This is a genomic window from Aequorivita sp. KMM 9714 (genome assembly GCF_011065475.1).
GTDB classification, from domain to species: Bacteria; Bacteroidota; Bacteroidia; order Flavobacteriales; family Flavobacteriaceae; genus Aequorivita; species Aequorivita sinensis.
Genome location: NZ_JAAGRO010000005.1, coordinates 105,089 through 131,125, shown reverse-complemented (window position 1 = coordinate 131,125; position 26,037 = coordinate 105,089). Strand labels below are relative to the sequence as shown.

Sequence of the window (26,037 nt, the reverse complement as noted above, 5' to 3'; positions counted from 1 at the left end):
ATACAGTTTTTGACAACGGATTTAAAAATTATTAAACCTTAACTTTTTGATAACTTTCGGTAGTGTCGTCATTTTCGGTAACAGGCTGACTAACTTGATATCCTTTGTAAATTTTATCGTCTTTAACTTCCCAAATGCCAATGAAATGAGCAATTCCTAACTCTTCATCTGGATTTTCCATAGTACGGATATAATACTTGTAACGTATTGTTACGTGTGGCCCGTCTGCTAAGAGATGACTAATTTCAATCCTTAAATCGTTATAAGAACGCTTAACCTCACCTAAGAAGTTCTTTAAGTCGTCATAACTTAAAATATTAAGACCATCAGCACTATTCCATATCAACTGTAAATCAGGATGGAAAAAACGCTCTAAAATTGTTTCGTCTTTTAATAAATCGGAATTATAAAAATCCCTAACTAATTCTTTTGCTTTATTACTCATGGCAATTTATCCAGTTTTTTAATTATGTCTGGAATTAGCTTAACCATGGCCAATTCCTTATATTTTTTTCTAAATTCTTCTGCAGGTGAACCAAAATATGATTTATGCCCAGGAAGTGATTTACTAACACCACTTTGTGCAGATATTATTGCTTTTTCACCTACAGTAACCCCACTAGTAATTGCTGCCTGCCCCCAAAGTGTTACAAAATCTTCTACCAAAACACAGCCTGCTATACAAACTTGAGCTGCTATTAAACAGCGTTTACCAATAACAGTATCGTGTCCTACGTGAACTTGATTATCGAGCTTTGAGCCTTCTCCAATGGTAGTAGATGCTGTCACTCCTTTGTCTATAGTACAAAGTGCGCCAAGATCTACATTGTCTTCTATTACAACGTTTCCGCCACTTAATAATTTATCAAAGTTTTCGGGACGGTTTTTATAATAAAAAGCATCAGCACCTAAAACAGTACCCGCGTGAATCGTAACATTATTTCCGATTACAGTATTATCATAAATACTAACATTAGGATGAATTAAACAGTTTTTCCCAATTTTTACATTGTTACCAATAAATACATTGGGTTGAATAACTGTTCCCTCACCTATTTCAGCAGATTCTGAAATTAACCTGTTAGAACTATTAAAAGGTTTGAAATAACGAGTAAGCTTGTTAAAGTCTCGGAAAGGATCATCAGAAATTAATAGTGCTTTCCCTTCAGGACAATCTACTTTTTTATTAATAAGTATAACTGTAGCCTGCGATTGTAATGCTTTATCGTAATACTTTGGATGATCTACAAAAACAATATCTCCTGGCTGAACAACGTGAATCTCGTTCATTCCAAAAACTGGAAAATCAGGACTACCTACGTAATCAGAACCAATTATAACGGCTATATTTTCAAGAGTTTGTGGAGTTGGAAATTTCACTTTTAGTTAGCTATAGAATTAAAGAATACTGTTTTTGAAGTTTAATAAATGAATAAAATTTATTCTTTCATTCTTTCCTGGTACTGACCTTTTTCGGTATCAATTCTAATTTTATCCCCTTCGTTGATAAACAATGGAACATTAATTTCAGCTCCAGTTTCTACAATTGCTGGTTTAGTAGCGTTTGTAGCTGTATTTCCTTTTACACCTGGTTCTGTTGATGTTACTTCTAAAATTACATGCGCAGGCATTTCAACTGAAAGTGGCGCACCGTCTTCTGCATTAATAAGTACAGATACAACTTCTCCTTCTTTCATTAATTCTGGAGTATCAAGTATTCCTTTCATTAACTGAATTTGAGAATAATCCTCTGTATTCATAAAGTGATACGTTTCACCTTCACTGTATAAATATTGAAATTTATGAGTTTCAACACGAACATCATCAATTTTATGACCAGCTGAAAAAGTGTTGTCTATAGTTTTACCGGTAGTAACACTTTTTAATTTAGTTCTTACGAATGCAGGGCCTTTTCCTGGTTTAACGTGAAGGAATTCTATAATCTTGTAAATATCGTTGTTGTAACGAATGCAAAGTCCTTTTCTTATATCTGATGAAGTAGCCATTATTTATATTTATGGTTAATTGATTGTAATTTTATTTTAATTAGTTTGAATTGAAATATCCCTTCATAATTCCACGCTTGGAATTTTTAATAAACTGAAGGATTTCATCTCGTTCAGGAGTTGCCTCCATTTCAGCTTCAATAATTTCTGTAGCTTGGGAGGTGTTATAATTCTTCTGATATAGAAGTCTATAAATATTCTGAATTTCAGTAATTTTTTCTGAAGTAAACCCTCTTCTTCTTAACCCAATAGAGTTTATACCCACATAGCTAAGTGGTTCTCGAGCAGCTTTAACGTATGGTGGTACATCCTTTCGTACTAACGATCCACCTGTAACAAATGCGTGATTACCAATCATACAGAACTGATGAACAGCAGTCATTCCTGCTAATACTACGTGATCGCCTACTGTAATATGCCCTGCAAGTGTACTGTTATTACTAAAAATACAGTTATCTCCAACGATGCAGTCGTGAGCAATATGACAATAAGCCATGATCCAGCAGTTTTTACCGATTACGGTTTTTCCGCGATCTATTGTACCTCTATTGATAGTAACGTATTCTCTAATAGTAGTTCCGTCACCAATTTCGGCCGTTGTTTCTTCGTCTTTAAATTTCAAATCTTGAGGAACTGCAGAAATTACAGCACCTGGAAAAATATTACAGTTTTTACCAATACGTGCACCTTCCATAATAGTTACATTACTTCCAATCCAAGTTCCTTCGCCAATTACGACGTTATTATGGATTGTTGTGAAAGGTTCTATCACAACGTTTTTGGCAATTTTTGCGCCCGGATGGACGTATGCAAGTGGTTGGTTCATTTATAAATTTTTTGTTTTAACCATTTGAGCCATAAGCTCAGCTTCTGTAACTAATTTACCATTCGCATAAGCGTTTCCTTGCATATGTACAATTCCTCGGCGGATAGGGGTAATTAGTTCCAATTTAAATATAAGTGTATCTCCAGGATTAACCTGTTGTTTAAACTTTACATTGTTTATTTTCATAAAGAATGTAAGGTAGTTTTCAGGGTCTGGTACAGTGCTTAAAGCTAAAATCCCACCTGTTTGTGCCATAGCTTCAACAATTAAAACTCCTGGCATAACTGGTGCTCCTGGGAAGTGACCTACGAAGAAAGGTTCGTTCATAGTCACGTTTTTAAGACCTACCACCCCTGTTTCAGTCATTTCCATAATTTTGTCAACCAATAAAAATGGTGGTCTATGTGGAAGCATAGCCATTATTTCATTTACATCTTTTACAGGTGGTTGGTTGATATCAAATTTAGGAACTTTATTTCGTCTTTCAATTTTAATTCTCTTTGAAAGCTTTTTAGCAAATTGTGTATTTACGTGGTGGCCTGGCTTGTTAGCTATAACCTTCCCGCGAATTCGAGTACCTATCAGCGCTAAATCACCAATAACATCTAACAGCTTATGTCTAGCTGCTTCGTTTGGATAATGAAGCGTAAGGTTGTCCAGAATTCCATTTGGCTTAACCGAGATATTATCTTTCCCAAAAGCCTTTCGAAGCTTTTCCATAGTATCTGGAGAAAGCTCTTTATCTACATATACAATAGCATTGTTTAAATCACCACCCTTAATTAGGCCGTGTTCTAACAACATTTCAATTTCGTGAAGGAAACTAAAAGTTCGTGCATTTGCAATTTCGTCCTTAAAGTCTGAAATCTTTTTTAATGAAGCATTTTGAGTACCTAAAACCATAGTGCCAAAATCCACCATTGTAGTTACTTGGTATTCATCCGATGGCATAACTATTATTTCACTGCCTGATTCTTCATCTACATACGAAATAACTTCAGTTACGATATACTCATCTCTTTCAGCTTCTTGCTCTACAATTCCAGCTTTTTCAATAGCCTCAACAAAATACTTAGATGAACCGTCCATAATTGGCGGTTCTGAAGCGTTAAGCTCCATAATACAGTTATCAACCTCAAGTCCTACTAATGCAGCAAGAACGTGTTCTGAAGTTTGGATTTTTACACCTCGCTTTTCCAAATTAGTTCCGCGTTGTGTATTAACCACAAAATTAGCATCTGCTTCAATCTCAGGATGACCTTCCAAATCTATTCTTACAAAAGAATAGCCATGGTTTTCAGGTGCAGGTTTAAACGTAATTGTAACTTCCTTGCCAGTATGTAGGCCTACCCCAGTAAGAGATACCTCTTTACCAATGGTGCGTTGTTTTACCACACTTTTATTCATTATCAAGTTTTTTTTCTACTATATTAAACCTTTCCATTATTTTAGGAAGGTTTTTAAAATATACATAACTTTTATTAAAATCGCCGTAACTTAGAGCTGGAGAGCCTTGTAAGGTTTCATTGTCTTTTACATTTCTTCCTATACCACTCTGAGCTTGTATTTTTACATTGTCTCCAATTACAATATGCCCAGCTATTCCTACTTGGCCACCAATAATACAATTTTTTCCTATCTTGGTAGAGCCTGCTACTCCAGTTTGAGCTGCAATAACGGTATTTTCTCCAATAGTTACATTATGAGCAATCTGAATTTGATTGTCTAACTTAACCCCTTTCTTAATTATTGTAGATCCTAATGTAGCGCGATCTATTGTCGTTCCCGGACCTACATCAACGTTGTCCTCCAGGATTACATTTCCAGTTTGAGGAACTTTTTTATATTCCCCTTTTTCATTTGGTGTAAAGCCAAAACCATCAGCACCAATAACAACTCCACTATTAATAACACAGGACTCGCCTACTTTAGTTTCTGAATACAATTTTGCACCAGTAAAAATCACAGTATTATCGCCAATAGTTACATTGTCTCCTAAATATGAATTCGGATAAATTTTTACATTATTCCCAATCCTAACATTTTCACCTATATATGAAAAAGCGCCTAAATACAAGTTCTCACCGTATTTGGCACTTTCTGAAATAAAAACAGGGTTTTCAATACCCGTCTTATTCATCTTTACTTGATTATAATATTCTAGTAATTTAGAAAATGCATTATAGGCATTTTCAACACGGATAAGCGTAGTTGAAATTTTATCGGTTGCAACAAAGTCATTATTAACAATAGTTACCGAAGCCTTTGTTGAATATATAAAATGCGTATACTTAGGGTTTGCCAAAAAGGTTAAGCTTCCTTCACTACCTTCTTCAATCTTAGATAGTTCAGAAACCTCAACACTTTCGTTTCCCTCTACGGTTCCGTCAAGTATTCCTGCTATTTGGGCTGCTGTAAATTTCATAATGCGAGTGGATTTTCTTCAACCGAATTTCGGAAAATAATCAACCGCAAATTAGCATTAATAAAATGATTTAAATATAGGTTGTTAATTTTCATTCCTGCAAAAATAGAAAAAAAGGACTTAGTCTCGATAGCTATCAGTATTGTTTTTTGGATAACACATATAGTACTTAACCACAGACTTAGATAAAGCCTCTAAGTTTAGCTGATCACTAGCCTTTGCTACATCTATAATTTTTCCATTTTTCAACAATAGATTAATGGTTTCTTTTTCCATACTATAAGCCTGATTCTGTAGCGTGCCACTGAAAACAAAGTATGCAGCTTCTTCTTCTGAAAGCTGATATTTATCCATCAACTTCTCTCTTTTACTTTTTACTTTCTTATCTAAATAAGGTTTCGACTTAACTTTCACTTTTAATAAGTCGCGATTAAGTAGCATTGCAGATAAATTCTTTAATACAAAGTCGTCACTATCCACCCAGACCTTCATCGCAGATACAATATCGTAATCATCTAACTTAGAAAACGTATCGAGTACCTCCTCCGAAAAACTATCTAAGGTTATGTTATTTTTTAGGAAAAACTGTAAATTTTTACTAGCATGCAACTCTTCTCCTTTTGCAGTAAGCTGTTTTGCACGTTTTAAAACTCTAACTAAAAGTTGTTCAGCTACTATACCTGTTTTATGAAGATAAACCTGCCAATACATCAAACGCCTTGCTACAAGAAAATTTTCTACCGAATAAATTCCTTTTTCATCTACAACTAAAGCATCGTTTTTTACATTCAACATTGCAATTAAACGTTGAGCATTTACAGTTCCCTCTGGAACTCCTGTAAAGAAACTATCGCGCTTTAAATAATCCAATCGGTCCATATCCAATTGGCCCGATACCAATTGATGGAAAAATTTACGAGAGTATTCATCTTTAAATATCTTAATAGCCAAGGATAATCGATTATTAAACTCACTGTTTAAAGCTTCCATAAACAGTAGTGAAATATGCTCGTGACTCACACTTTCTACTATACTGTTTTCCATAGCATGTGAAAAAGGACCGTGACCGATATCGTGTAAAAGTATAGCTATATACAACCCTTCTTCTTCCTTAGTAGAAATTTCAACTCCTTTAGACTTGAGAGTTTGCACAGCTTTCTGCATTAAGAACATGGCACCTAATGCATGATGAAATCGCGTGTGATGGGCTCCTGGATATACTATATAGGAAAAACCCATTTGTGAAATCCTGCGCAATCTTTGAAAGTATCTATGCTCTATCAAATCGAAAACCAATTTACTTGGTATGGTAATAAAACCATAGATAGGATCGTTTATAAACTTGAGTTTGGGAAAGGTTTTCAAACTTTAACTTTAAATTAATAGCTACAATATTCTTTTGACACAATTCGGGGCTATTTTTGAAGTGATTCTTCGCAAATTTGTGAGAATTATACCAAATTGATTTTAACAACACTCCTATGCTAGCAACTTTTATAAGAATTATTATATAGGCTAAGTACAAAGGAGCAACAACACAAATATACATATATGAGCGACATAAAAGTACTATGGGTAGATGATGAAATAGATTTACTTAAACCACATATTCTTTTCTTAGAAAATAAAAACTATAAAGTAACTACTGCACAGAGCGGTATGGAAGCCCTAGAAGAAATAAAAAAACAAGTTTTTGATATTGTTTTTTTAGATGAAAATATGCCGGGCCTTAGTGGCCTTGAAACTTTAGCAGAAATTAAAGAACAACAAGCTTCGATTCCTATTGTAATGATAACAAAAAGTGAAGAGGAGTATATTATGGAAGAAGCTATTGGTTCTAAAATAGCCGATTACTTAATTAAACCCGTAAATCCACATCAGATTCTTCTTAGTTTAAAGAAAAACTTAGACCACAGCAGGTTAGTGTCTGAAAAAACAACTTCAAACTATCAGCAAGAATTTAGAAAAATTGCGATGGACCTTTCGATGGTAAACAGCTTTGACGAGTGGAAAGATCTTTATCAAAAATTAGTTTACTGGGAATTAGAATTAGAAGGAATTGAAGATTCGGGTATGTTTGAGATTTTAGAATCACAAAAAACCGAAGCCAATAATCAGTTCTGTAAGTTTATAGATAAAAATTATCCTTCTTGGTTTGAAGATACAAGTGAAGCGCCAGTAATGTCGCATACACTTTTTAGAGATAAAATACAGCCAGAGCTTAAAGCAGGGACTCCTACCCTTTTAGTTGTTGTGGACAACCTAAGGTTTGACCAATGGAAAGCCTTCGAACCTACTGTAGCCAACATTTACAAAAAAACTTCAGAAGAACTGTTTTGTAGTATTCTTCCAACGGCTACTCAATATGCTAGAAATGCAATTTTCTCAGGTTTAATGCCTAGTGAAATGGAAAAACTTCACCCAGATTTATGGTTAAATGATACAGATGAAGGTGGGAAAAACATGAAGGAAGAAGAATTCCTAACCGCTCAATTAAAAAGATTGGGAGTTAATATAAATTGGAGTTACCACAAAATCTCAAGTTTAAAACAAGGGAAAAAACTTGTTGAAAATTTTAAAAGCCACAAAGACGAAGACCTAACTGTAGTAGTTTATAATTTCGTTGATATGCTTTCACACTCCAAAACCGAGATGGAAGTAATTAAGGAACTTGCTTCTACAGATAAGTCGTACCGTTCGTTAACTCAAAGTTGGTTCAAAAACTCGCCTTTACTAGAAGTAATTCAACAAGCTGCTCGTTTAGGTTTTAAACTTATTATAACTACCGACCACGGAACAATTAATGTAAAAAACCCGTCTAAAGTTATTGGTGATAAAAACACTAGTTTAAACTTACGTTATAAAACAGGTAGAAGTTTAACCTATGAAGACAAGGAAGTTCTAGCAGCTAAAGACCCTAAGAAGCTGTGCTTACCAACTATAAATATGAGTAGTTCGTTTATTTTTGCTAAAGGAGATTACTTCTTTGCATACCCTAACAATTACAATCATTATGTTAGTTATTATCGTAATACATACCAGCACGGAGGGGTTTCTTTAGAAGAAATGATAATTCCATTTTCTGTATTTACACCTAAATAAAAAAAATGAAATTAAGGTGTTCAATTGCTTTCCTTAATTTATTTTTGACTCGATAAATAGACATTTATAATGGAGATTGTTTATACTGAAGATAAAATTGCTGAAGTAGCTAAACAGCTACTTGAGAAGGCACCTCATAATATATTTTTATTCTTTGCAAAAATGGGTGTTGGTAAAACAACACTCATTAAAGAATTAATTAAACAACTTGGCTGCACAGAGATAGTTGGAAGTCCAACATTTTCAATAGTAAACGAGTATCAAGCTGAAGATTTACAAATTTATCATTTCGACTTTTATAGATTAGAAGATCCATCAGAAGCTTTTGATATGGGAGTTGAAGAATATTTTGAAACTGGAGATTACGTTTTTATTGAATGGCCAGAAAAAATTTCTTCATTACTACCTGAAAATGCAACAAAAGTCTACTTATCCAAAAATGACGACGGAAGTAGAATTTTAAAGATTGATAACTAAGTTCACTTCTTATAGTTTATAAATTTCTGAAGTCTAATTGCTATTGAAATTTCCTTATCAAAAATGAAAATTATTCGTAAATTGAGACGGTTAAACTAGTACTATGTCTCATCCCACTTCTCCTTTCACACACGCTCAATTAATTCCTCAAGAGGAAACCCTTGAAATAACCAGACAAAAGGGTGAACTCCTTATAGGTATACCTAAGGAAGCTTATTTTCAAGAAAAAAGAATTTGTCTTACACCAGATGCCGTGAATGCAATGGTTAACAACGGGCATAAAGTTTTAATTGAACGAGGCGCTGGAGATGATGCAGGGTTTACAGATAAAGATTACTCTGAAGCTGGAGCTCAGATTACCGAAGATAAAACCAAGGTGTTTGGATGCCCGATGGTATTAAAAGTCGAGCCACCAACTCTTGACGAATTAGAGCTTATAAAACCTAAAACTGTTTTAATATCTGCACTACAATTAAAAACACGTCAAAAATCATATTTTGACGCTCTTGCAAAAAAGAAAATTACCGCTCTCGCTTTTGAATTTATAAAAGACGAAGATCACACCTACCCTGCAGTTAAAGCTTTAAGTGAAATTGCAGGAACTGCTTCTGTTCTTATAGCAGCAGAATTAATGGTAAACGCAAAAAAAGGTAACGGATTACTTTTTGGAAATATTAGCGGCGTTCCTCCAATTGAAGTTGTAGTTATTGGTGCTGGCACAGTTGGTGAGTTTGCAGTGCGATCTGCTCTTGGATTAGGTGCCAACGTTAAAGTTTTTGATAGCTCAATAACCAAACTTCGAAAAATTCAGACTAATGTAGGTCGTATATTATATACCTCTACTATACAGCCAAAGAATTTAATGAAAGCCTTACGACGTTGTGATGTGGCGATAGGCGCCGTTAGAGGTCACAACCGCGCCCCTATCATTGTAACAGAAGACATGGTTGAGAATATGAAGAAAGGCGCTGTAGTGATAGATGTGTGCGTAGACATGGGAGGTTGTTTTGAAACTACAGAAACTACTAGTCACGATAATCCAACAATAATTAAGCACAATGTAATACATTACGGTGTGCCTAATATTCCGGCACGATACCCGAAAACCGCTTCTATTTCTATTAGTAATATATTCACCCCCTATCTTTTAGAAATTGCCGAAAGTGGTGGGTTAGAAAATGCTGTTCGTTTTGACAACGGTTTGAAAAATGGTTTGTACTTTTACCGCGGAATTTTAACCAACAAAGCAATTGCCGATTGGTTTGATATGTCTTATAGCGATATTAATTTATTGATTTTTTAAATTTCGATATAAAATTCCACTTTAATAAATACACATACCAAAACTCTAATCCCATAAAATGAAATTAACACACCGATTCGCCTATTTTTCAGGGGGTTTCTTATTAGGAATACTTTTATTGTTTTTTATTTTAAGCGGAAAAAAGACATCTTGTGATTATGGTCCAGAATCTCGGACACTAAAAAACATTCGCAATAAAGAAAGAGCGTTTACCGAAGAAAGCTTGAGAGTCCTTCGCGAAAACAAAATGGACACTTCGGCTATATCTAGTTTATTAGTTGATGGAGATGTAATATTCTCTCAAAGTATCACCAATTTAGACTCCTGTAATCAATATGTAATTGAGAAGAAGTTTTCAGAGAAAACGCTAAAGATTAGAGTTGAAAATTGCAATAAAACGGCAACTGTTTCAAAAGCGGAAATAATTCAGAAATAATAAAAACATAAAAAAAGCCTCTTAATTAAGAGGCTTTTTAATTTCTTAGAGGTTTCTACGCTCTTTTTCTTTTTTAAGTAAAGTAAGTTCCCTACTAGTTTGCCCAGCCACAGATGTGTTTTCTTCAGCACGACGAATCAAGTAAGGCATAACATCTTTTACAGGTCCGAATGGAATGTATTTTCCTACATTATATCCTTCAGCACCAAGATTAAAAGAAATATGGTCACTCATACCAAATAACTGACCGAACCAAACCCTGTCATCACTTTTAGAGATGCCTTTTTGCTTCATTATATCCATTGCAATATAAGTACTGGATTCATTATGAGTACCAGCGAACAACTCGATATCATCTAGGTTATCAAAAATGTATTTTAAAACATTATTGAAGTTATCATCGGTTGCTTTTTTACTTTCGCAAATAGGCGTTTTATAACCTTTTTCAAGGGCGCGATCATTTTCTTTTTCCATATATGCGCCACGAACAACCTTAAACCCTAGTTTAAATCCTTTTTCTTTAGCGCGTTTATGCAATCCTTTTAGATAGTCTAATCTATCCCAACGATAGCATTGTAAAGTATTAAATATAATTGGTCGCTCCTTATTGTATTTCTCCATCATCTTTTCGCAAAGATCATCTGCTGCGTCTTGCATCCAAGATTCCTCAGCATCAATTAAAATACGAATATTACACTCGTGGGCTACCTTAGAAATTCTATCGTATCTAGACACGATATTATTCCAAAGATCTTTCTCTTCATTTGTTAAAGCTTCTTTTTCTGTAAGCTTTTGCCAAATTTTGAACATCCCAAGACCAGTAGGTTTAAATACTGAAAAAGGCATTGCTTCCTTATTCTTGGCAAATTTTGTTAGTTCAATTACTTTTTTGGTAGTTGCTTCAAATTGTTCCTCTTCCTCTTTACCCTCTACAGAGTAATCAAGTACTGAAGAAACACCCACCTCGTACAGTCTATCAACTGTAGGCATACAGTCTAATTCATTCACACCACCACAAAAATGATCGAATACTGTAGAGCGTATTAGCCCTTCTACAGGCAAGTTTATATTTAATGCAAACTTTGTAACCGCAGAACCTATTTTCACTAGAGGTTCGTTAGAAATCATTTTAAACAGGAAATAAGCGCGTTCTAGTTCTGAATCGCTTTTTAACTGAAATGCAGTTTCCGTATTATCGAAAAGAGAATTTGTTGACATAAAAGGGGAAATAAAGTGTACAAATATACTTAGATTTGAATTGTGTTTACACCATAAAATTCAAGAAATTAATGTCTACAAATAAAAAGGATAAAGAATTGATTTACAACAGCAAAGAAGCTTGGAAAGCCTTAGATAATTTTATCAAGAAATCAAATCCTTCTAATCTCTTCATTCTAACCGACGAAAATACGCGCAAACACTGCATTCCTTACTTTTTAGAAAAGACTTTTTTTGAATTTACTCCTTATATTATTACAATACCAACCGGAGAGAAATATAAAAACATTTCTACCTGTGTTGATGTCTGGAATACACTTTCAGAAAACGGAGCCGACAGAAACAGCTTAATAATAAACTTAGGAGGTGGTGTGGTAACAGATTTAGGTGGTTTTGTGGCATCTACATATAATAGAGGTGTAAATTTCATTAACATACCTACTTCCCTACTCGCTATAGTTGATGCTTCAGTAGGAGGAAAAAACGGAATAGACCTAGGACATCTAAAAAATCAAATTGGAGTTATTAACTCTCCAGAAATGGTGATTATTGATACAGCGTTCTTAAAAACACTCCCTTCAGAGCACTTAACTTCCGGGATTGCCGAAATGTTGAAACACGGAGTTATACACAATAAAGAATATTGGAATGAAGTTAAGAATATAAATGTGTTCAATAAAGATGAGTTTGAAAACCTAATTTGGGGTTCTATAAACATTAAAAAAGAAGTTGTCACTAAAGATCCTTTTGAAAAGGATTTAAGAAAAACTTTAAATTACGGCCATACACTTGGTCACGCAATAGAATCCTACTTTCTTGAAAGTTCAGAGAAAAAAACATTATTACACGGGGAAGCTATTGCGATAGGTATTATATTAGCAACATATATTTCATCGGAAACACATAATTTTCCAAAAAACACCTTAGAGGAAGTTTCAAGAAGCATTTTGAATTATTTTTCAAAGGTAGAATTCACTAATATTGACATTGAAAACATCATTAAATTGTTGGTGTTTGACAAGAAAAACAGAAACGGAAAGGTTCTTTTTGTACTTTTAGAGGACATTGGTGTTTATCAAACCAATTGCACTGTTAACAACGAATTGATTTACAAAGCTTTCGAGTACTATAAAAATTTGTAAAAAAATTCTTTAAAACATTTTTAAGTAATCATATTTTAAATAGTTTTATCCCATAATTTAAAGATTAAAAATTACATGAAGCGCATAATTGTAGATTACCGAAAGTTAACCCCCGAGATACTTTCTTTATTAGTTGAAAAATACCCTGATGGGTATGATGATGACCATGTTATTACCTTTAAAAACGCAAAAAACGAATTGGTTGAAGCGGTTGAGGTAAGAACAGAGGATGCCATTTATCTGGTAAAAGTAAGCTCTCGACTTGAAGTGTCCATGGCTAATTTTGATGAAGACGATTACGAAGAAGCAGACTTCAACGAACCAATTAGCGAAATGTTAGATAAGAGAAAAATGGATGAGGAGGAGTAATCCTTTTTACAACACATTTATAAAGAAAGAGGCTCAATAGAGCCTCTTTCTTTATATATAAGCAATGCTTATTCTTTCGCATTATTTTTTAAGGCTAAGGCTTTTTTTTTATCTTCCTCAATTTTACGTTTATATTCTCTTAGTTCCTGCATTTCTAATTCGTATGATAGCGTTGCATTCTCAGTGGGTTCAATTTTAATATTCTTATAAAGCGCCCAATTTACGGTAAATTCAGCACCAAAGAATAATATTAAACAAGTATAATACACCCATAATAAAACCAAAACAACACTTCCTGCAGCACCATAAACTGAAGCTGGATCTGACTCTGAAAAGTAAAATCCTATTAAGTATTTTCCTACTAAGAATAACAAGGAAGTCATAAAGGCTCCAATTAAATTGGTTTTCCACTTAACTTTTACATCTGGAAGTAACGTAAAAATTGATGCAAATAATGAGGTTATTATAATTTGTGAAATAACAAAGTTCAGCAGTTTTATAAAAAATGTAGAAAACTCGTTCAAATAGTTTCCAATTAAATCACTTAATGCATTTACAGCTGTGCTTAACACTAATGATATTAATAACAATAAACCTATAATTAGCACCATTCCAAAAGAAACCGCTCTTCGTTTTAAGGTATCTAAAATGTTATTTTTTAGTGCGCGAACGCTCCAAATATTATTCAAAGCTTTTTGAAGCTGAAAAAACACTCCTGTAGCACCAAAAATAAGAACTCCTACACCAAAGATTATAAATAGTAGAGAACTTTCAGATAATGCTGAATTTATTATCATTGTTTGAATAAGATCTGCACTTCCCTTTCCTATTAAGCCACTTATTTCTTCTGTAATTTTTCCCTCTACCGCTTCTCGACCGAAAAATACGCCTGCAAAATGAACAGTAATAATCAGTAAGGAAGGCAATGAGAATAATGCATAATAAGCGATAATCGCACTTTTAGCCCAAGGATCATTTTTGTCCCAACTTAAATAAGTATTCTTTAAGAGTTTGAATAGCTTCATATTCAATTATTGATTTTTATAAATTTAGAAAAACTTAAGTAATTACAACTCCTTAAGTTTTGAAATAAAAAAAACCTTTACCAAACGGTAAAGGTTTTAATAGCGTCTATTTAATAAGATTACATCTCATTAAAGATAGAGTGTAACATTCTCTTCTTATCATTAATGCTTTCTTCCATAGAAATCATTGTTTCTGTACGACTTACACCTTCGATATCGTCAATTTCGTAGATAATTTCTTTAGCATGAGCTGTATCTCTTGCTCTAATTTTACAGAAAATATTGAATTTCCCTGTAGTTACGTGAGCAACTGTAATAAATGGAATTTCACTAATACGTTCTAAAACAAATTGTGTTTGAGAGGTTTTGAAAATAAAGATTCCAACATAAGCAATGAAAGAGTATCCTAGTTTTTGATAATCTACCTGTAATGAAGAACCTGTGATTATTCCTGCATCTTCCATTTTCTTAACCCTAACGTGTACAGTACCTGCAGATATTTCAAGCTTCTTAGCGATATCTGTGAAAGGAATACGCGTATTGTCAATTAATAGATCTAAAATTTTGTGATCCGTTTCGTCTAATTTGAATTTACCCATTTTCGTATATTTTTTTCGCGAAATTAGGTAGTTTTACCTTATTACGGAAGCTTTTTTTTGAAAAAATATCATCAATTCATCACTTTTATCAAATAATTCTGAAATTTGAGTGCCAATTGTTAAATTTTGTTGGGTTTTTGTTAAAATATTTTTGTTTTTAATATTTTTCTCTTTATGCCCTTTACGGTTTTCTAAATCCCCAAATGCATCAATTATAGGCTCAAAATGAATTTTATCACCTTTAAGCACTTCTTTATACTGAATTGCGATATCAATGGACTTCTCTTCGGTTTCGATTTTTACATTTCTTAAAATAATGTCATTATAATTTTTTTGATTTTCACCGATTTTGAAGTAATCCTCATAGTCTATTAGTTCTTTTTCATTACCAATGATATCGAATAATGATAAAAGCGCATAAAATATAAATTCACGAGTCTTTTCCCTTTCATAATCTAGTTCGAAATGCCCCGCTTCAAAAAGTATAGTAGCAACACCAGCTTTTTGAAAAGTGTCACCTACACATGCTGCATTAAAACTATCATCATACCTTCCCACCTGGCCAGGAATGATGTTTTGAAGGTAATTATTCATCTTTACAATCTTCTCCATCGCCAATTTTCTTGCCTCTGTAAGAGATCTACTTTCATCTGCAGCAGGTGACAAGAAGGAAACAGCAGCTGGTTTTCCTGTGTTTAAGCCAAAAATAGAACGTTGATCGTGCATATTAAGGCATAATTCAGGCTTTAGCTCACTGAAGAGCCTGTTAAGGCACTTACTTTCCTTTTGTGATAAATTTTGAGCATCTCGATTTAAGTCAATTTCGTTCGCATTAACTCTTGTATAAGATTGCGCACCATCTGGATTTAAAATTGGGATTATATATAAGGTGTAACTACTTAAGAAATTTTCAATTTCAGTTTTAAAAAAATGTTTCTGATTTATGAATTTCAAAAAATCAAATAAAGCTTTGGTTGTGGTAGATTCATTTCCGTGCATTTGCGACCAAGCCAAAACAACTTTTTTTCCAGTTCCAATTTTCACAAGGGGGATATCTTGACCATTTTCTGACTGACCAACAACTGTAATATTGTAATCATTTTTATAAAGTTCCAATATTGGATAAATGTGATTTAATGTAATATATCTACCACTTAAAGCACTTTCAAAATTGCGGGTATACCAATCTTTTATTTCCATAGTAATTTTTGAAGTTTACAAAGTTAAACAATGCATTGTTTACAAAAGTAAACAAGAGACGCAGTCTAAGTCTATTACATCAGTAAACAAATTCCAGGCTTCTGCCCTCAATTATAACAAGCTGAAAACCAAGTTTCTATAACCTACGTTTAAATAACATATAATCAATTAGTTACGTGCTTATATTTAAACTTTTAATTTAAGTAAAAATAAGGATTTTAGACACATATTAGCATAGTTTAAAATAATAGTTTACATTTGTAATAGTTATTTTGACACAATATATGTTACAATGGTAAACAGTAAAGATTTTGTAAAACGACTTGAAAAAATTCTGGAATATTACGGTATTTCAGCAACAGCTTTTGCTGAAAAAATGGATTTTAATCGCTCCACCATTTCCCATTTATTATCGGGTAGAAATAAGCCAAGTTTAGATTTTGTCATGAAGTTATTGAAAGAATTTCCAGAAGTTGAAATGAATTGGTTGCTCTATGGAAAAGGAAGCTTCCCTTCTACTTTAGAAAATTCTAAAGAGAAAGAAGAACAAAAACTTAAACCTTCAAATACGAGTGAGAAAAGTCTAGACCTATTTTCGACAACTTCATCTAATGATGAAAAGAAGAGTGTTTCATCAATAAAAAGAGTTGATCAAAATCTTGACTCAGAAAAAGAGATCGATAAAATTGTGATATTTTATCGCGATGGCACTTTTAAAGCCTACCAAAACTAATTCTTCTCAGTAATTTTTCGGAAATTCGCATAAAAAATTAAAAATGCGTTTTTATCTACTTTTATTACCGCTGTTTTTATTCAGTAGTTGTTATGAAAAAGAGCGTAACTGCTCAAATTTTAAAATAGGAACCTTTGAATTCGAAGCACTTTCAGGAACTGAGGTCTTTAAAACTACCATCACACGTAACGATTCTATAGAAATAGATTATTATGAAGGGAAAGCTGATACCTCCTCTATACGTTGGATAAACGATTGTGAATACGTACTACAAAAAATAAATCCTAAGAATCAAGCTGAAAAGAAGGCGATTCAAATTAAGATTTTAACCACAGATAAAGACACCTACACTTTTGAGTTTAGAGAAGTAGGTAAAACGAGTTCTAGTAAGGCTACAGCACGAAAAGTTAGTCCTTAGCTCCTTTATTTTTAATGTAGCTATTTTGCTCTTCTAGTAACTTTTCAATATTGGAAAGCAGTTCAATATTTTTAGGAGTTTCTACGGTTTTATCTTTAGGGTTTTCAGATTTCGTTTTAAAGCGATTGATAAACTTTATTATCACAAAAATGGTAAAAGAGATTATTAGAAAATCTATTAAAACCTCCATTAATTCTCCATAACCAATTGCAACTTCATCAGAAGCTTCAGATGCTTCCCGCAATACGAATTCCTTATCTGAGAGCTTTACTCCTTCCGTAAGTAAGGATAACGGAGGCATTACAACCTTTTTAACTATAGTGCTAACTACATTGTTAAAAGCAGTTCCTATAACGATACCAACCGCCATATCAATCATATTACCTTTGATGGCGAAGTTTTTAAATTCTTTTAAAAAACCCATTTTATGTTGTTTTTGGAAAGTGTAATAATAGAAAACTTTTTAAATAGCAGAAAATGTACGGCGTTGTAATTTAAATACGCCCTGCTATTCTATCCTTAGCTAATTGGAGTACTGTATGAAACTGATCTTCTATATTGATATCAGAGTTATCAATTTCAATGGCATCAGAAGCTTTTTTAAGTGGGGAATCCTTACGCGTAGTATCAATGTTGTCTCTGTCTTCAATGTTCTTTAAAACATCCTTAAATTCAACGGAGTCGCCACGATCTGTAAGTTCTTTATATCTTCTTTCAGCTCTTTTTTCAGCTGAAGCATTCATAAATATCTTTAGTTCTGCATTTGGGAAAACTACGGTACCAATATCTCTACCATCCATTACTACTCCTTTCAATAAACCCATTTCTTGTTGTTGTGCAACTAATTTAGTGCGTACTTCTGGAATTGTTGCAATTGGACTTACGAACTCTGAAACTTCTAAATTTCGAATATCATTCTCCACATCTTTCCCATTTAAAAAAATATGTGCCTTATTCCAATCTGGTTTTTTTTTAAACTCTAATTGAATTGAAGGAAGTGAGTTTTTAAGTTTTTCTATATCAAAATTTTCTTTTGATATTATTCCATTTTGCATTGCAAATAAGGTAACTGCTCGATACATCGCACCGCTATCAACATAAATGTAACCTAAGTAATCTGCAAGTTGTTTCGCAACTGTACTTTTACCTGTAGAGGAATAGCCGTCAATAGCAATAGTAATTTTTTTCATTATTGAAGATCTAAATTTAATCCAAAGAAACTAGATGTAGCTGCAGCGCTGTATTTGGAATATGAATAGCTTAAGCGAAATTTATTAAGTTTAATACCAAAACCTGCACTTACTCCTGCAAATGCACGTTTATCTACTATACGAAGCTCTTCACCTCTTCTGAAATTATATCCTAACCTAATATTAAACCCACTTTCTGGAAATAGCTCGATTCCCACTATAGTATGTCTAAAGGCATTGTCTAGGAAATTAATATTTTCTTTTTGAACATTACCTTCAAGGTCGGTTTGTTCCCTTGCAGGGTTAGAAAAGGCTACATTCCATTGTTGCATATTTTCTAAAGTAAGATGCCATCGAATGGGAATATGCTCTAGCGTTTGAGATATTCCGAAAATAAGCTCAAAAGGTAGAGGTTCGTATTCTTCGTGATAAGGGGTGATTTGTGTCCCTAAGTTTCTTGCAACTCCAGTAATTTGAAGATCCCAATCTTCATAAACGTACATAAGTCCAATATCTACAGCAGCTCCAAATGATGAGTATTGCTCTAGTTTTGAAGATATAAGCTTTACATTTAACCCTACGTGAAAGTCGGTATAAGGAATATTTCTTGCGTGACCCAAAGATAGAGCTACTTCACCTCCACTAAAACTATTTGTTGGGGTTCCTGCCTCATCATATCCATCAAATTTTCCGTAATTCACATAGCTTACTCCTGCGTGTAATACTTGAGTACGTCTGTCCCAAAGATAAGCGTAGCTTGCTGTCCCATAATTTACATCACCAATATAGTTTGTGTAGTTTAGTGATAATTGATTGTCCATCTCTGCATTAATAGTTGCAGGATTAAACAATGCCTGTGAAGGGTCGTAATCGTAATTTGTAACAACTTTACCTCCTAGGGCGGCCATTCTTGGACTATTAACCAGATTAAGGAATTGATAAGTCGCCTTACCTCCCACCTGAGCTTCTAATAGCTGAGAAATTAATAGAAAAATTACCAAGAAAACCTTTTGGGTCATAAGTGTGAGTTACCGTAACTAAAGTCTAAACGAATGCAAGTGTAATTTATTTTTGCAAAGAAAAGAAAACAAAGATGATTAATGCACATTTGCATAAAAACAAAAATACATTAATCATCTTTTATTAGGTTATCTTAAAGTGTTTTAGCGTTCTTTACTTTTTCATCTGTAAGTGCCAACTCTAAAACATCGCTCATATCTTTCACATAATGAAAGGTTAAGCCTTTTAGATATTCTTCTTTTATTTCTTCAATATCTCGCCTGTTGTCTTCACAAAGTAGAATTTCTTTAATTCTAGCGCGTTTTGCAGCAAGGATTTTTTCTTTAATTCCTCCAACAGGTAATACTTTTCCTCGAAGCGTAATTTCTCCTGTCATTGCAATAGATTTCTTTACTTTTCTTTGTGTAAATAACGACACTAAAGAAGTAAGCATTGTAATTCCCGCACTTGGGCCATCCTTAGGGGTTGCTCCTTCTGGCACGTGAATATGAACATTGTACTTGTCAAAAATCTCTGGATCTATTCCTAGTTTTTCTGCATTAGACTTAATGTATTCTAATGCAATTGTAGCAGACTCCTTCATTACTTTCCCAAGGTTACCAGTCATATTTAATGCTCCTTTACCTTTTGAAAGTGCCGATTCTATAAATAATATATCACCACCTACACGAGTCCATGCTAATCCAGTTACTACTCCTGCAACTTCGTTGTTTTCGTATTTGTCACGTTCCATTTTTGGAGCACCTAATACTTTAACAATTATTTCATTGCTTACTTTTACCTCGTATTCTTCCTCCATTGCTATTTTCATAGCTGCATAACGCACCATTTTAGCAATTTGTTTTTCAAGACCACGAACCCCACTTTCACGAGTATAACCTTCCACAATTTTTTCAAGTTGTGGTTTTGCGATTTTTAAAGAATCACTAGTTAATCCATGTTCTTTTAACTGCTTTGGCAATAAGTGCCTTTTTGCAATTTCAACTTTTTCTTCAACAGTATAACCAGTAACGTTTATAATCTCCATTCTATCCAGTAAAGCTGGCTGAATAGTGCTTAAACTGTTAGACGTAGCGATAAACATAACTTTTGAAAGGTCGTAGCCTAACTCTAAGAAGTTATCGTAAAACGCATTGTTTTGCTCCGGATCAAGCACTTCAAGCATAGCTGATGAAGGATCTCCTTGATTGCTCGCGGAAATTTTATCTATTTCATCCAAAACAAAAACTGGGTTACTTGTTTCTGCCTTTTTTATACTTTGAATAATTCTTCCAGGCATTGCGCCTATGTAAGTTTTTCTATGACCTCGAATTTCTGCCTCATCACGTAGTCCTCCCAAACTCATTCGTACATATTTTCTACCTAGAGCCTCTGCTACAGATTTTCCTAAAGATGTTTTACCAACACCTGGAGGTCCGTAAAGACAAAGAATTGGCGACTTCATATCGTTTCGAAGTTTCAAAACAGCGAGGTATTCAATAATTCGTTTTTTAACATCGTCAAGACCATAGTGATCGCGATCGAGGATTTTTCTAGCTCTTTTTAAATCGAATTTATCTTTACTGTATATATTCCAAGGAAGTTCAAGCAATAAGTCTAAGTAGTTACGCTGAATGCTGAATTCTGCAACTTGCGGATTCATTCGCTGTAACTTAGAAAGTTCTTTTTGGAAGTGCTTGTTTACTTCTTCACTCCATTTTTTGTCTTTAGAACGTTCGCGAATTTCTTCGATTTCCTGCTCCATAGAAGAACCACCCAATTCCTCTTGGATAGTTTTCATTTGCTGCTGAAGAAAATACTCGCGTTGTTGCTGATTAATGTCACTCTGGACCTTACTTTGGATATCATTTCGCAACGACAACTTTTGAATTTCCATATTCATATATCGAAGCGTTTCCAAAGCGCGTTCTTTTAGATTGTTAATTTCTAAAAGCGCCTGTTTCTGTTCTACTTCAATATTTAAATTTGATGAAACAAAGTTTATAAGAAAGCTTGGGCTTTCTATGTTTTTAATTGCAAATGAAGCTTCAGTTGGAATATTAGGACTTTGCTTAATGATTTGCAAAGCCATTTCTTTAATGCTGTCGATAATAGCATTAAACTCATCGCTATCCTTCTCTGGTCTTGCTTCTGCTACTTCTCTAATTGTAGCAGTCATATAAGGTTCTGTAGTTATAACTTCAGCAACTTCAAAGCGTTTTTTACCTTGAATTATTACTGTAGTATTACCATCAGGCATTTTAAGAACACGAAGTATTTGAGCCACTGTACCAACGGTATTGATATCAGCCACACCTGGTTCTTCCTCATTTTCATCTTTTTGAGAAACTACACCTATTACCTTATTTCCTTTATTTGTTTCATTAATTAACTTAATAGATTTATCTCTTCCAGCAGTAATTGGAATTACAACTCCTGGAAACAACACTGTGTTTCTTAAAGGTAAAATAGGAAGTATTTCAGGAAGCTCCTCCTTGTGCATTGCGTCTTCGTCTTCAGCAGACATTAACGGAATGAACTCAGAATCTTCATGTAAATCTTGAAATGACAACTTGTCTATTGATGTAAATTTTGATTTAGCCATATATTGTATTAGGACATTGTGTCACTTTTAAAAGCAAACACAATTCTTATTATTGATTTTTTTTAACTTTTTTGCGTAAGAACCCTGAAAATCAAACTATCTCCAGTGTTCCACCTATAGTAATTCAAGAGTTGTGCCAGTCTATGATATAAGATTAGAAGTTTAAGCACAAAAATCACCAATAAAAAAAGTCGTTTTTAAATATTATAAAAACGACTTTTAAGAAATATTATAAAGAAATTACTCTAATTCGAGATAGAAAGAACCCTCAGTAATATTGTAGATTGTAGGATCTACTTCATTTAAGTCCTTGGCTTTAAAAGTAAAAGTTCCCTGAATTGTATTTTCTTGATAGTTATAATTAGTAATTGTAAGCGAACCTGGATTTGATATAAAATCTATTGATGTACCTACTTCAGGAGTATAAGTCCCAACAATTTCATTACCTTCAATTACTTCTGTACCCATTGCATAAGTACCTTCTGAAATAGTCGCAGGGAAGGTTAAAACCATACGTTGGCTTTCTAGATTTGTAGTAATGGTTATTGTAGGATATTGGTTAACAACATCAGTAGTTACCTCAATATCTAAAGGATTATACGATGTATCTCCTACTTTTGCCTTAAATAAGTTGTTACCACCAGGCACTCCTTCAAAATGAGCAGTTAATCTACCTTCAGTAACTAGCACTTCATCTCCAACTTGTCCTAGTGGATCATTTGCTCTAAAGGAGAAGTTAGCTTTTAAAATACCTAATTCTAAATCAAACTCTGTGATTGTTAGTGTTCCCGGGTTTGAAGTTAAAAATTCTGAACCACCACCAGCATTGTAAAGCCCAATTAAGTCTGTACCGTTTGAGATATTCACCATATTGTGAGTTCCTATTCCCAAGGACTTTGGTATGTCTATTCGTATAGAAGCCCCTTCATCGTTAAATGCTTCAACCTTAAGCATTCTAGTATTTGCAACAATAGGCTCTGTAACAGAAATGCTATCAGCTATAAACCCAACTTCGTCAACTTTTGCAAAGAATTCATCTAATGGATTTCCGCCGTTTCCACCATTTCCACTTCCGCCACCAACATAAGGAATGGCATTAAAGGAACCTTTAGTAATATCAATACTTTCTAAAACAGGATCTCCATTACCATCTAAAACTGTTTCGCCATTACTATCCACTTTTACTCTAAACCCAACAAATTTAAAAGTTCCAGATATAGTTGACTCTTGAGTATTTATTTCAGTGATTTCAATTTCTCCAGAACCACCATTTGCTAATGATGAATTAAATGGCCTTTCATTTATAGAGGTATCATAGTAAGAACCTAGGTTTTGATTTGCACTTAAATCAAAAACTCCTACAGCAGCATTAAATACTGTAAGTTTAATTTTTTCGCCAGTAACTTTTGTTCCAGTAATTACCAATTCATTTTCTGATGATAATGAAGCGTCTGTAGTGGCTGCTATAAATTGATTGCCATCTACTAAAGCTTTAAATTGGCCTATTTCAGCATTTGTATCATCATCTTGCGGAAAATCTCCAGTTAGAGGTTCGTCTTCACAAGCAATAAATTGAAAAGTAAGTAATGCTAAAAGCACAACTTTAAAAAAATTAATTTTCTTCATCCGGTAGGTTGTTTGGAATATAATAGAGACAAACTTAAACAAAAATTGTTTAAAAGTTTTTATTTCTTGGAACTCTTAAGAGTAAAATTACTCCTGTAATAAAAAATAAAACTAAAAATAAAATTGAGTTACGCATACTCCCTGTTATTTGGTCTATAAAACCATATATCATCATTCCTATTACGATACCAACTTTTTCAGCAACATCATAAAAACTAAAGTATGAAGTTGTATCCTTTGTTTCAGGTAAAAACTTTGAATATGTAGAGCGAGATAAGGACTGAATTCCTCCCATTACTAAACCTACAACTCCGGCCGTAACATAAAACTGTGTTGGAGATTCTATAAAAAAGGCTACAACACAAATAAAAACCCAAATAATATTAATCGAAATTAATACAGAGATATTTCCATATTTTTCAGAAGCACGTGAGGTTAATGTAGCTCCACCTACTGCTACCAATTGAATTATAAGAATACTAACAATCAACCCCATTGTTTTACTATCATCGCCACCCCAAGCTATTTCCTGTTCCCCAAAATATGTTGCAACCAACATAACTGTTTGAACCGCCATACTATAAACAAAGAAGGCTGCTAAATATCTTTTAAGTTGAATATTTTCTGATAGGGAATTGTAAACACCCTTTAATTCTTTAAATCCATTTAAAAATATTTGGGCACTAACCTTTTTTCCACTCTTGTTTCCTTTAGGAAGAAAATAAAAGGAATACTGACTAAAAACAATCCACCAAATCCCCACAGATACAAAGGACCATTTCATAGCTTTCATACTCGCTTCACCGCCCTCTCCAAATCCAAAAAGCTCAGGTTTCATTACCATTGCCAAATTAAAAAGCAATAAAATAACACTTCCCACATATCCCATTGAATATCCTCTAGCACTAATTCTGTCCTGTTGTTCAGGAAATGCAACGTCTGGCAAATACGAATTGTAGAAAACTAAACTTCCCCAAAAGCCAATTAGTCCGAAGAAATATAAAAGGAGACTGATGTAAATACTTTCAATACTAAAAAAATAAAGCCCCATGCAAGAAACAGACCCGAGATAACAGAAAAATTTCATAAAACTCTTCTTATTACCTACATAATCTGCAATTCCTGAAAGTATGGGTGAAATTAAAGCGACAACTAAAAATGCAGCTGCAGTGGTGTAACTAATTAAAGGGGTACTTCTGATAGAACCCCCTAAAACGTTTACAGTCTCTACATTAGCAGATTTAAACAATGCTTGGTAGTATATAGGAAAAATTGCCGAAGCGATTACCAAACTATAAACCGAATTAGCCCAATCATAAAACGCCCAAGCATTCAAAAGTTTTTTACTTCCTTTAGGTAAATATGGCATAAAAAATATTCGGTTAAATTTATAAGTCGCTAAACTAATAAAAAAATCCCGCTACAAACGGGATTTTAATTAAGTTGAAATATTTTAAATACTAATTTTTAAAAGTTGTAACTCCAAATTTTCTAGCTTCTGCTTTTGCACTTGCAGCCCAACCTTTAATATTTTGAATTCTTGTAGTACTAGAAGGGTGAGTACTTAAAAATTCTGGTGGCGCTCCTTGTGATTGAGCTTGCATACGCTCCCAAAGTTGTGCAGCTGCCATAGGCTCGTATCCAGCAATTGCCATTAATATCAACCCAATATGATCTGCTTCTGTTTCGTGACTTCTACTAAAAGGAAGCATTACACCTAAATTACTACCAAGACCATAAGCGGTATTAAATATTTGTTGATTTTCAGGATTATTAGCCAAGGCAACATTTCCTGCTACTGCTCCTAATTGTTGTAATTGTGCAGCACTCATACGCTGTTGACCGTGGTTTGCTAAGGCATGAGCAACCTCGTGCCCCATTACTGCAGCAAGTCCAGCTTCGGTTTTAGTTACAGGAAGAATACCTGTGTAAACTACAATTTTACCACCAGGCATACACCATGCATTTACATCCTTACTTTCAATAAGATTGTATTCCCAACGATAATCTGTTAGATAACCTGCATAACCATTAGCATTAAGATAACGCTCTGCCGCCGCAGCCATTTTTTGACCAACACTTTTAACCATATTAGCATCTGCCGTACCCTTAACAACTTTATTTTCAGATAAAAACTGATCGTATTGCTGAAAAGCCATTGGCAAAATTTGCGAATTTGGAACCAAAGCCAATGTTTGCTTTCCTGTAAATGGATTGGTGCTACAAGCAACAACCACTACTCCTAATAAGAGTGTTATAAGTGATTTTCTAAGTATCATAAATATAAGTGTTATATTAAAGAGTTAAATTTAGATATATATAATTGATTAATATTATA

The 26,037-nt window shown here is 33.6% G+C and carries 26 protein-coding genes; 8 read left to right on the top strand and 18 right to left on the bottom strand.

The genetic code is table 11. The features are described 5' to 3' along the window. Positions 1-31: 31 nt before the first annotated feature. The 7 genes from G3A46_RS11860 to G3A46_RS11830 form a co-directional block, all read right to left on the bottom strand. Complete coding sequence (locus G3A46_RS11860) at positions 32-445, bottom strand: nuclear transport factor 2 family protein (RefSeq protein WP_165150064.1); 414 nt, start codon at positions 443-445, stop codon at positions 32-34. Further along, positions 442-1,380, bottom strand: a complete 939-nt coding sequence (locus tag G3A46_RS11855) for a UDP-3-O-(3-hydroxymyristoyl)glucosamine N-acyltransferase (protein WP_165150062.1) — start codon at positions 1,378-1,380, stop codon at positions 442-444. Before G3A46_RS11855 ends, G3A46_RS11860 begins: the two co-directional genes overlap by 4 nt. Before the next feature lie 59 nt (positions 1,381-1,439). Next, the gene (gene efp, locus G3A46_RS11850) at positions 1,440-2,006 is read right to left on the bottom strand and encodes an elongation factor P (protein ID WP_165150060.1); all 567 of its coding nucleotides are present in this window, start codon (positions 2,004-2,006) and stop codon (positions 1,440-1,442) included. Positions 2,007-2,046: 40 nt separating this feature from the next. Next, positions 2,047-2,832: an acyl-ACP--UDP-N-acetylglucosamine O-acyltransferase gene (lpxA, locus tag G3A46_RS11845; RefSeq protein WP_165150058.1), complete on the bottom strand. Its 786-nt coding sequence runs from the start codon at positions 2,830-2,832 to the stop codon at positions 2,047-2,049. Continuing rightward, the gene (locus G3A46_RS11840) at positions 2,833-4,239 is read right to left on the bottom strand and encodes a bifunctional UDP-3-O-[3-hydroxymyristoyl] N-acetylglucosamine deacetylase/3-hydroxyacyl-ACP dehydratase (protein WP_206736013.1); all 1,407 of its coding nucleotides are present in this window, start codon (positions 4,237-4,239) and stop codon (positions 2,833-2,835) included. Next, a complete protein-coding gene (gene lpxD / locus G3A46_RS11835; RefSeq protein ID WP_165150056.1) occupies positions 4,232-5,257 on the bottom strand; it encodes a UDP-3-O-(3-hydroxymyristoyl)glucosamine N-acyltransferase in 1,026 nt (341 codons plus the stop codon). Before lpxD ends, G3A46_RS11840 begins: the two co-directional genes overlap by 8 nt. Positions 5,258-5,377: 120 nt before the next feature. Then, a complete protein-coding gene (locus tag G3A46_RS11830; RefSeq protein WP_165150054.1) occupies positions 5,378-6,622 on the bottom strand; it encodes an HD domain-containing protein in 1,245 nt (414 codons plus the stop codon). A gap of 186 nt (positions 6,623-6,808) precedes the next feature. Here G3A46_RS11830 and G3A46_RS11825 point away from each other — a divergent pair, with 186 nt between their 5' ends. The 4 genes from G3A46_RS11825 to G3A46_RS11810 all read left to right on the top strand — a co-directional run bounded on the left by G3A46_RS11825 (position 6,809) and on the right by G3A46_RS11810 (position 10,575). Further along, positions 6,809-8,359 carry a bifunctional response regulator/alkaline phosphatase family protein gene (locus tag G3A46_RS11825; protein ID WP_165150052.1) on the top strand — a complete coding sequence of 517 codons (1,551 nt, stop codon included), beginning with the start codon at positions 6,809-6,811 and terminating at the stop codon, positions 8,357-8,359. Positions 8,360-8,428: 69 nt separating this feature from the next. Further along, positions 8,429-8,836 carry a tRNA (adenosine(37)-N6)-threonylcarbamoyltransferase complex ATPase subunit type 1 TsaE gene (tsaE, locus tag G3A46_RS11820; protein WP_165150050.1) on the top strand — a complete coding sequence of 136 codons (408 nt, stop codon included), beginning with the start codon at positions 8,429-8,431 and terminating at the stop codon, positions 8,834-8,836. A 103-nt stretch (positions 8,837-8,939) separates the two neighbouring features. After that, positions 8,940-10,139 carry an alanine dehydrogenase gene (locus G3A46_RS11815; RefSeq protein WP_139854528.1) on the top strand — a complete coding sequence of 400 codons (1,200 nt, stop codon included), beginning with the start codon at positions 8,940-8,942 and terminating at the stop codon, positions 10,137-10,139. A gap of 58 nt (positions 10,140-10,197) precedes the next feature. After that, positions 10,198-10,575, top strand: coding sequence for a hypothetical protein (locus G3A46_RS11810; protein WP_165150048.1), 378 nt, complete (start codon positions 10,198-10,200; stop codon positions 10,573-10,575). A 45-nt stretch (positions 10,576-10,620) separates the two neighbouring features. Here G3A46_RS11810 and G3A46_RS11805 read toward each other — a convergent pair whose 3' ends face one another. After that, on the bottom strand, positions 10,621-11,793 hold the full coding sequence (locus G3A46_RS11805; RefSeq protein ID WP_165150046.1) for a proline dehydrogenase family protein: 1,173 nt from the start codon (positions 11,791-11,793) through the stop codon (positions 10,621-10,623). A 71-nt stretch (positions 11,794-11,864) separates the two neighbouring features. On the opposite strand from G3A46_RS11805, the gene aroB reads away from it, so the two are divergent. Both aroB and G3A46_RS11795 read left to right on the top strand, forming a co-directional pair. Beyond that, positions 11,865-12,935, top strand: coding sequence for a 3-dehydroquinate synthase (gene aroB, locus G3A46_RS11800; protein WP_165150044.1), 1,071 nt, complete (start codon positions 11,865-11,867; stop codon positions 12,933-12,935). Positions 12,936-13,010: 75 nt separating this feature from the next. Next, entirely contained in the window at positions 13,011-13,304 is a 294-nt protein-coding gene (locus G3A46_RS11795) for a hypothetical protein (protein WP_139854524.1), read from the top strand. A 68-nt stretch (positions 13,305-13,372) separates the two neighbouring features. Here G3A46_RS11795 and G3A46_RS11790 read toward each other — a convergent pair whose 3' ends face one another. From G3A46_RS11790 to G3A46_RS11780, 3 genes are all read right to left on the bottom strand, one after another. Then, positions 13,373-14,329: a YihY/virulence factor BrkB family protein gene (locus G3A46_RS11790; RefSeq protein ID WP_165150042.1), complete on the bottom strand. Its 957-nt coding sequence runs from the start codon at positions 14,327-14,329 to the stop codon at positions 13,373-13,375. A 119-nt stretch (positions 14,330-14,448) separates the two neighbouring features. Further along, entirely contained in the window at positions 14,449-14,928 is a 480-nt protein-coding gene (locus G3A46_RS11785; protein ID WP_139854522.1) for a winged helix-turn-helix transcriptional regulator, read from the bottom strand. A gap of 33 nt (positions 14,929-14,961) precedes the next feature. Then, complete coding sequence (locus tag G3A46_RS11780) at positions 14,962-16,128, bottom strand: M14 family zinc carboxypeptidase (RefSeq protein ID WP_165150040.1); 1,167 nt, start codon at positions 16,126-16,128, stop codon at positions 14,962-14,964. A gap of 292 nt (positions 16,129-16,420) precedes the next feature. On the opposite strand from G3A46_RS11780, the gene G3A46_RS11775 reads away from it, so the two are divergent. Beyond that, a complete protein-coding gene (locus tag G3A46_RS11775) occupies positions 16,421-16,861 on the top strand; it encodes a helix-turn-helix transcriptional regulator (RefSeq protein WP_165150038.1) in 441 nt (146 codons plus the stop codon). A 43-nt stretch (positions 16,862-16,904) separates the two neighbouring features. After that, entirely contained in the window at positions 16,905-17,279 is a 375-nt protein-coding gene (locus G3A46_RS11770) for a DNA topoisomerase IV (RefSeq protein ID WP_165150036.1), read from the top strand. On the opposite strand, the gene mscL is transcribed toward G3A46_RS11770, so the two are convergent. The 7 genes from mscL to G3A46_RS11735 all read right to left on the bottom strand — a co-directional run bounded on the left by mscL (position 17,269) and on the right by G3A46_RS11735 (position 25,978). Further along, the gene (mscL, locus tag G3A46_RS11765) at positions 17,269-17,703 is read right to left on the bottom strand and encodes a large-conductance mechanosensitive channel protein MscL (RefSeq protein ID WP_165150034.1); all 435 of its coding nucleotides are present in this window, start codon (positions 17,701-17,703) and stop codon (positions 17,269-17,271) included. The two genes, G3A46_RS11770 and mscL, sit on opposite strands and share 11 nt — an antisense overlap. Before the next feature lie 70 nt (positions 17,704-17,773). Further along, positions 17,774-18,469, bottom strand: coding sequence for a (d)CMP kinase (gene cmk / locus G3A46_RS11760; RefSeq protein ID WP_165150032.1), 696 nt, complete (start codon positions 18,467-18,469; stop codon positions 17,774-17,776). Beyond that, a complete protein-coding gene (gene porQ / locus G3A46_RS11755; protein WP_165150030.1) occupies positions 18,469-19,488 on the bottom strand; it encodes a type IX secretion system protein PorQ in 1,020 nt (339 codons plus the stop codon). Before porQ ends, cmk begins: the two co-directional genes overlap by 1 nt. A gap of 134 nt (positions 19,489-19,622) precedes the next feature. Further along, positions 19,623-22,073 (bottom strand): endopeptidase La, encoded by a 2,451-nt coding sequence (lon, locus tag G3A46_RS11750; protein WP_165150028.1) that lies wholly within the window; start codon positions 22,071-22,073, stop codon positions 19,623-19,625. A 240-nt stretch (positions 22,074-22,313) separates the two neighbouring features. Continuing rightward, complete coding sequence (locus tag G3A46_RS11745; protein WP_165150026.1) at positions 22,314-23,699, bottom strand: DUF6252 family protein; 1,386 nt, start codon at positions 23,697-23,699, stop codon at positions 22,314-22,316. 49 nt (positions 23,700-23,748) lie between these two features. Further along, positions 23,749-25,068, bottom strand: coding sequence for an MFS transporter (locus G3A46_RS11740; protein ID WP_165150024.1), 1,320 nt, complete (start codon positions 25,066-25,068; stop codon positions 23,749-23,751). Positions 25,069-25,159: 91 nt separating this feature from the next. Continuing rightward, positions 25,160-25,978 (bottom strand): M48 family metallopeptidase, encoded by an 819-nt coding sequence (locus tag G3A46_RS11735; protein WP_165150022.1) that lies wholly within the window; start codon positions 25,976-25,978, stop codon positions 25,160-25,162. Between the last annotated feature and the right edge of the window lie 59 nt (positions 25,979-26,037).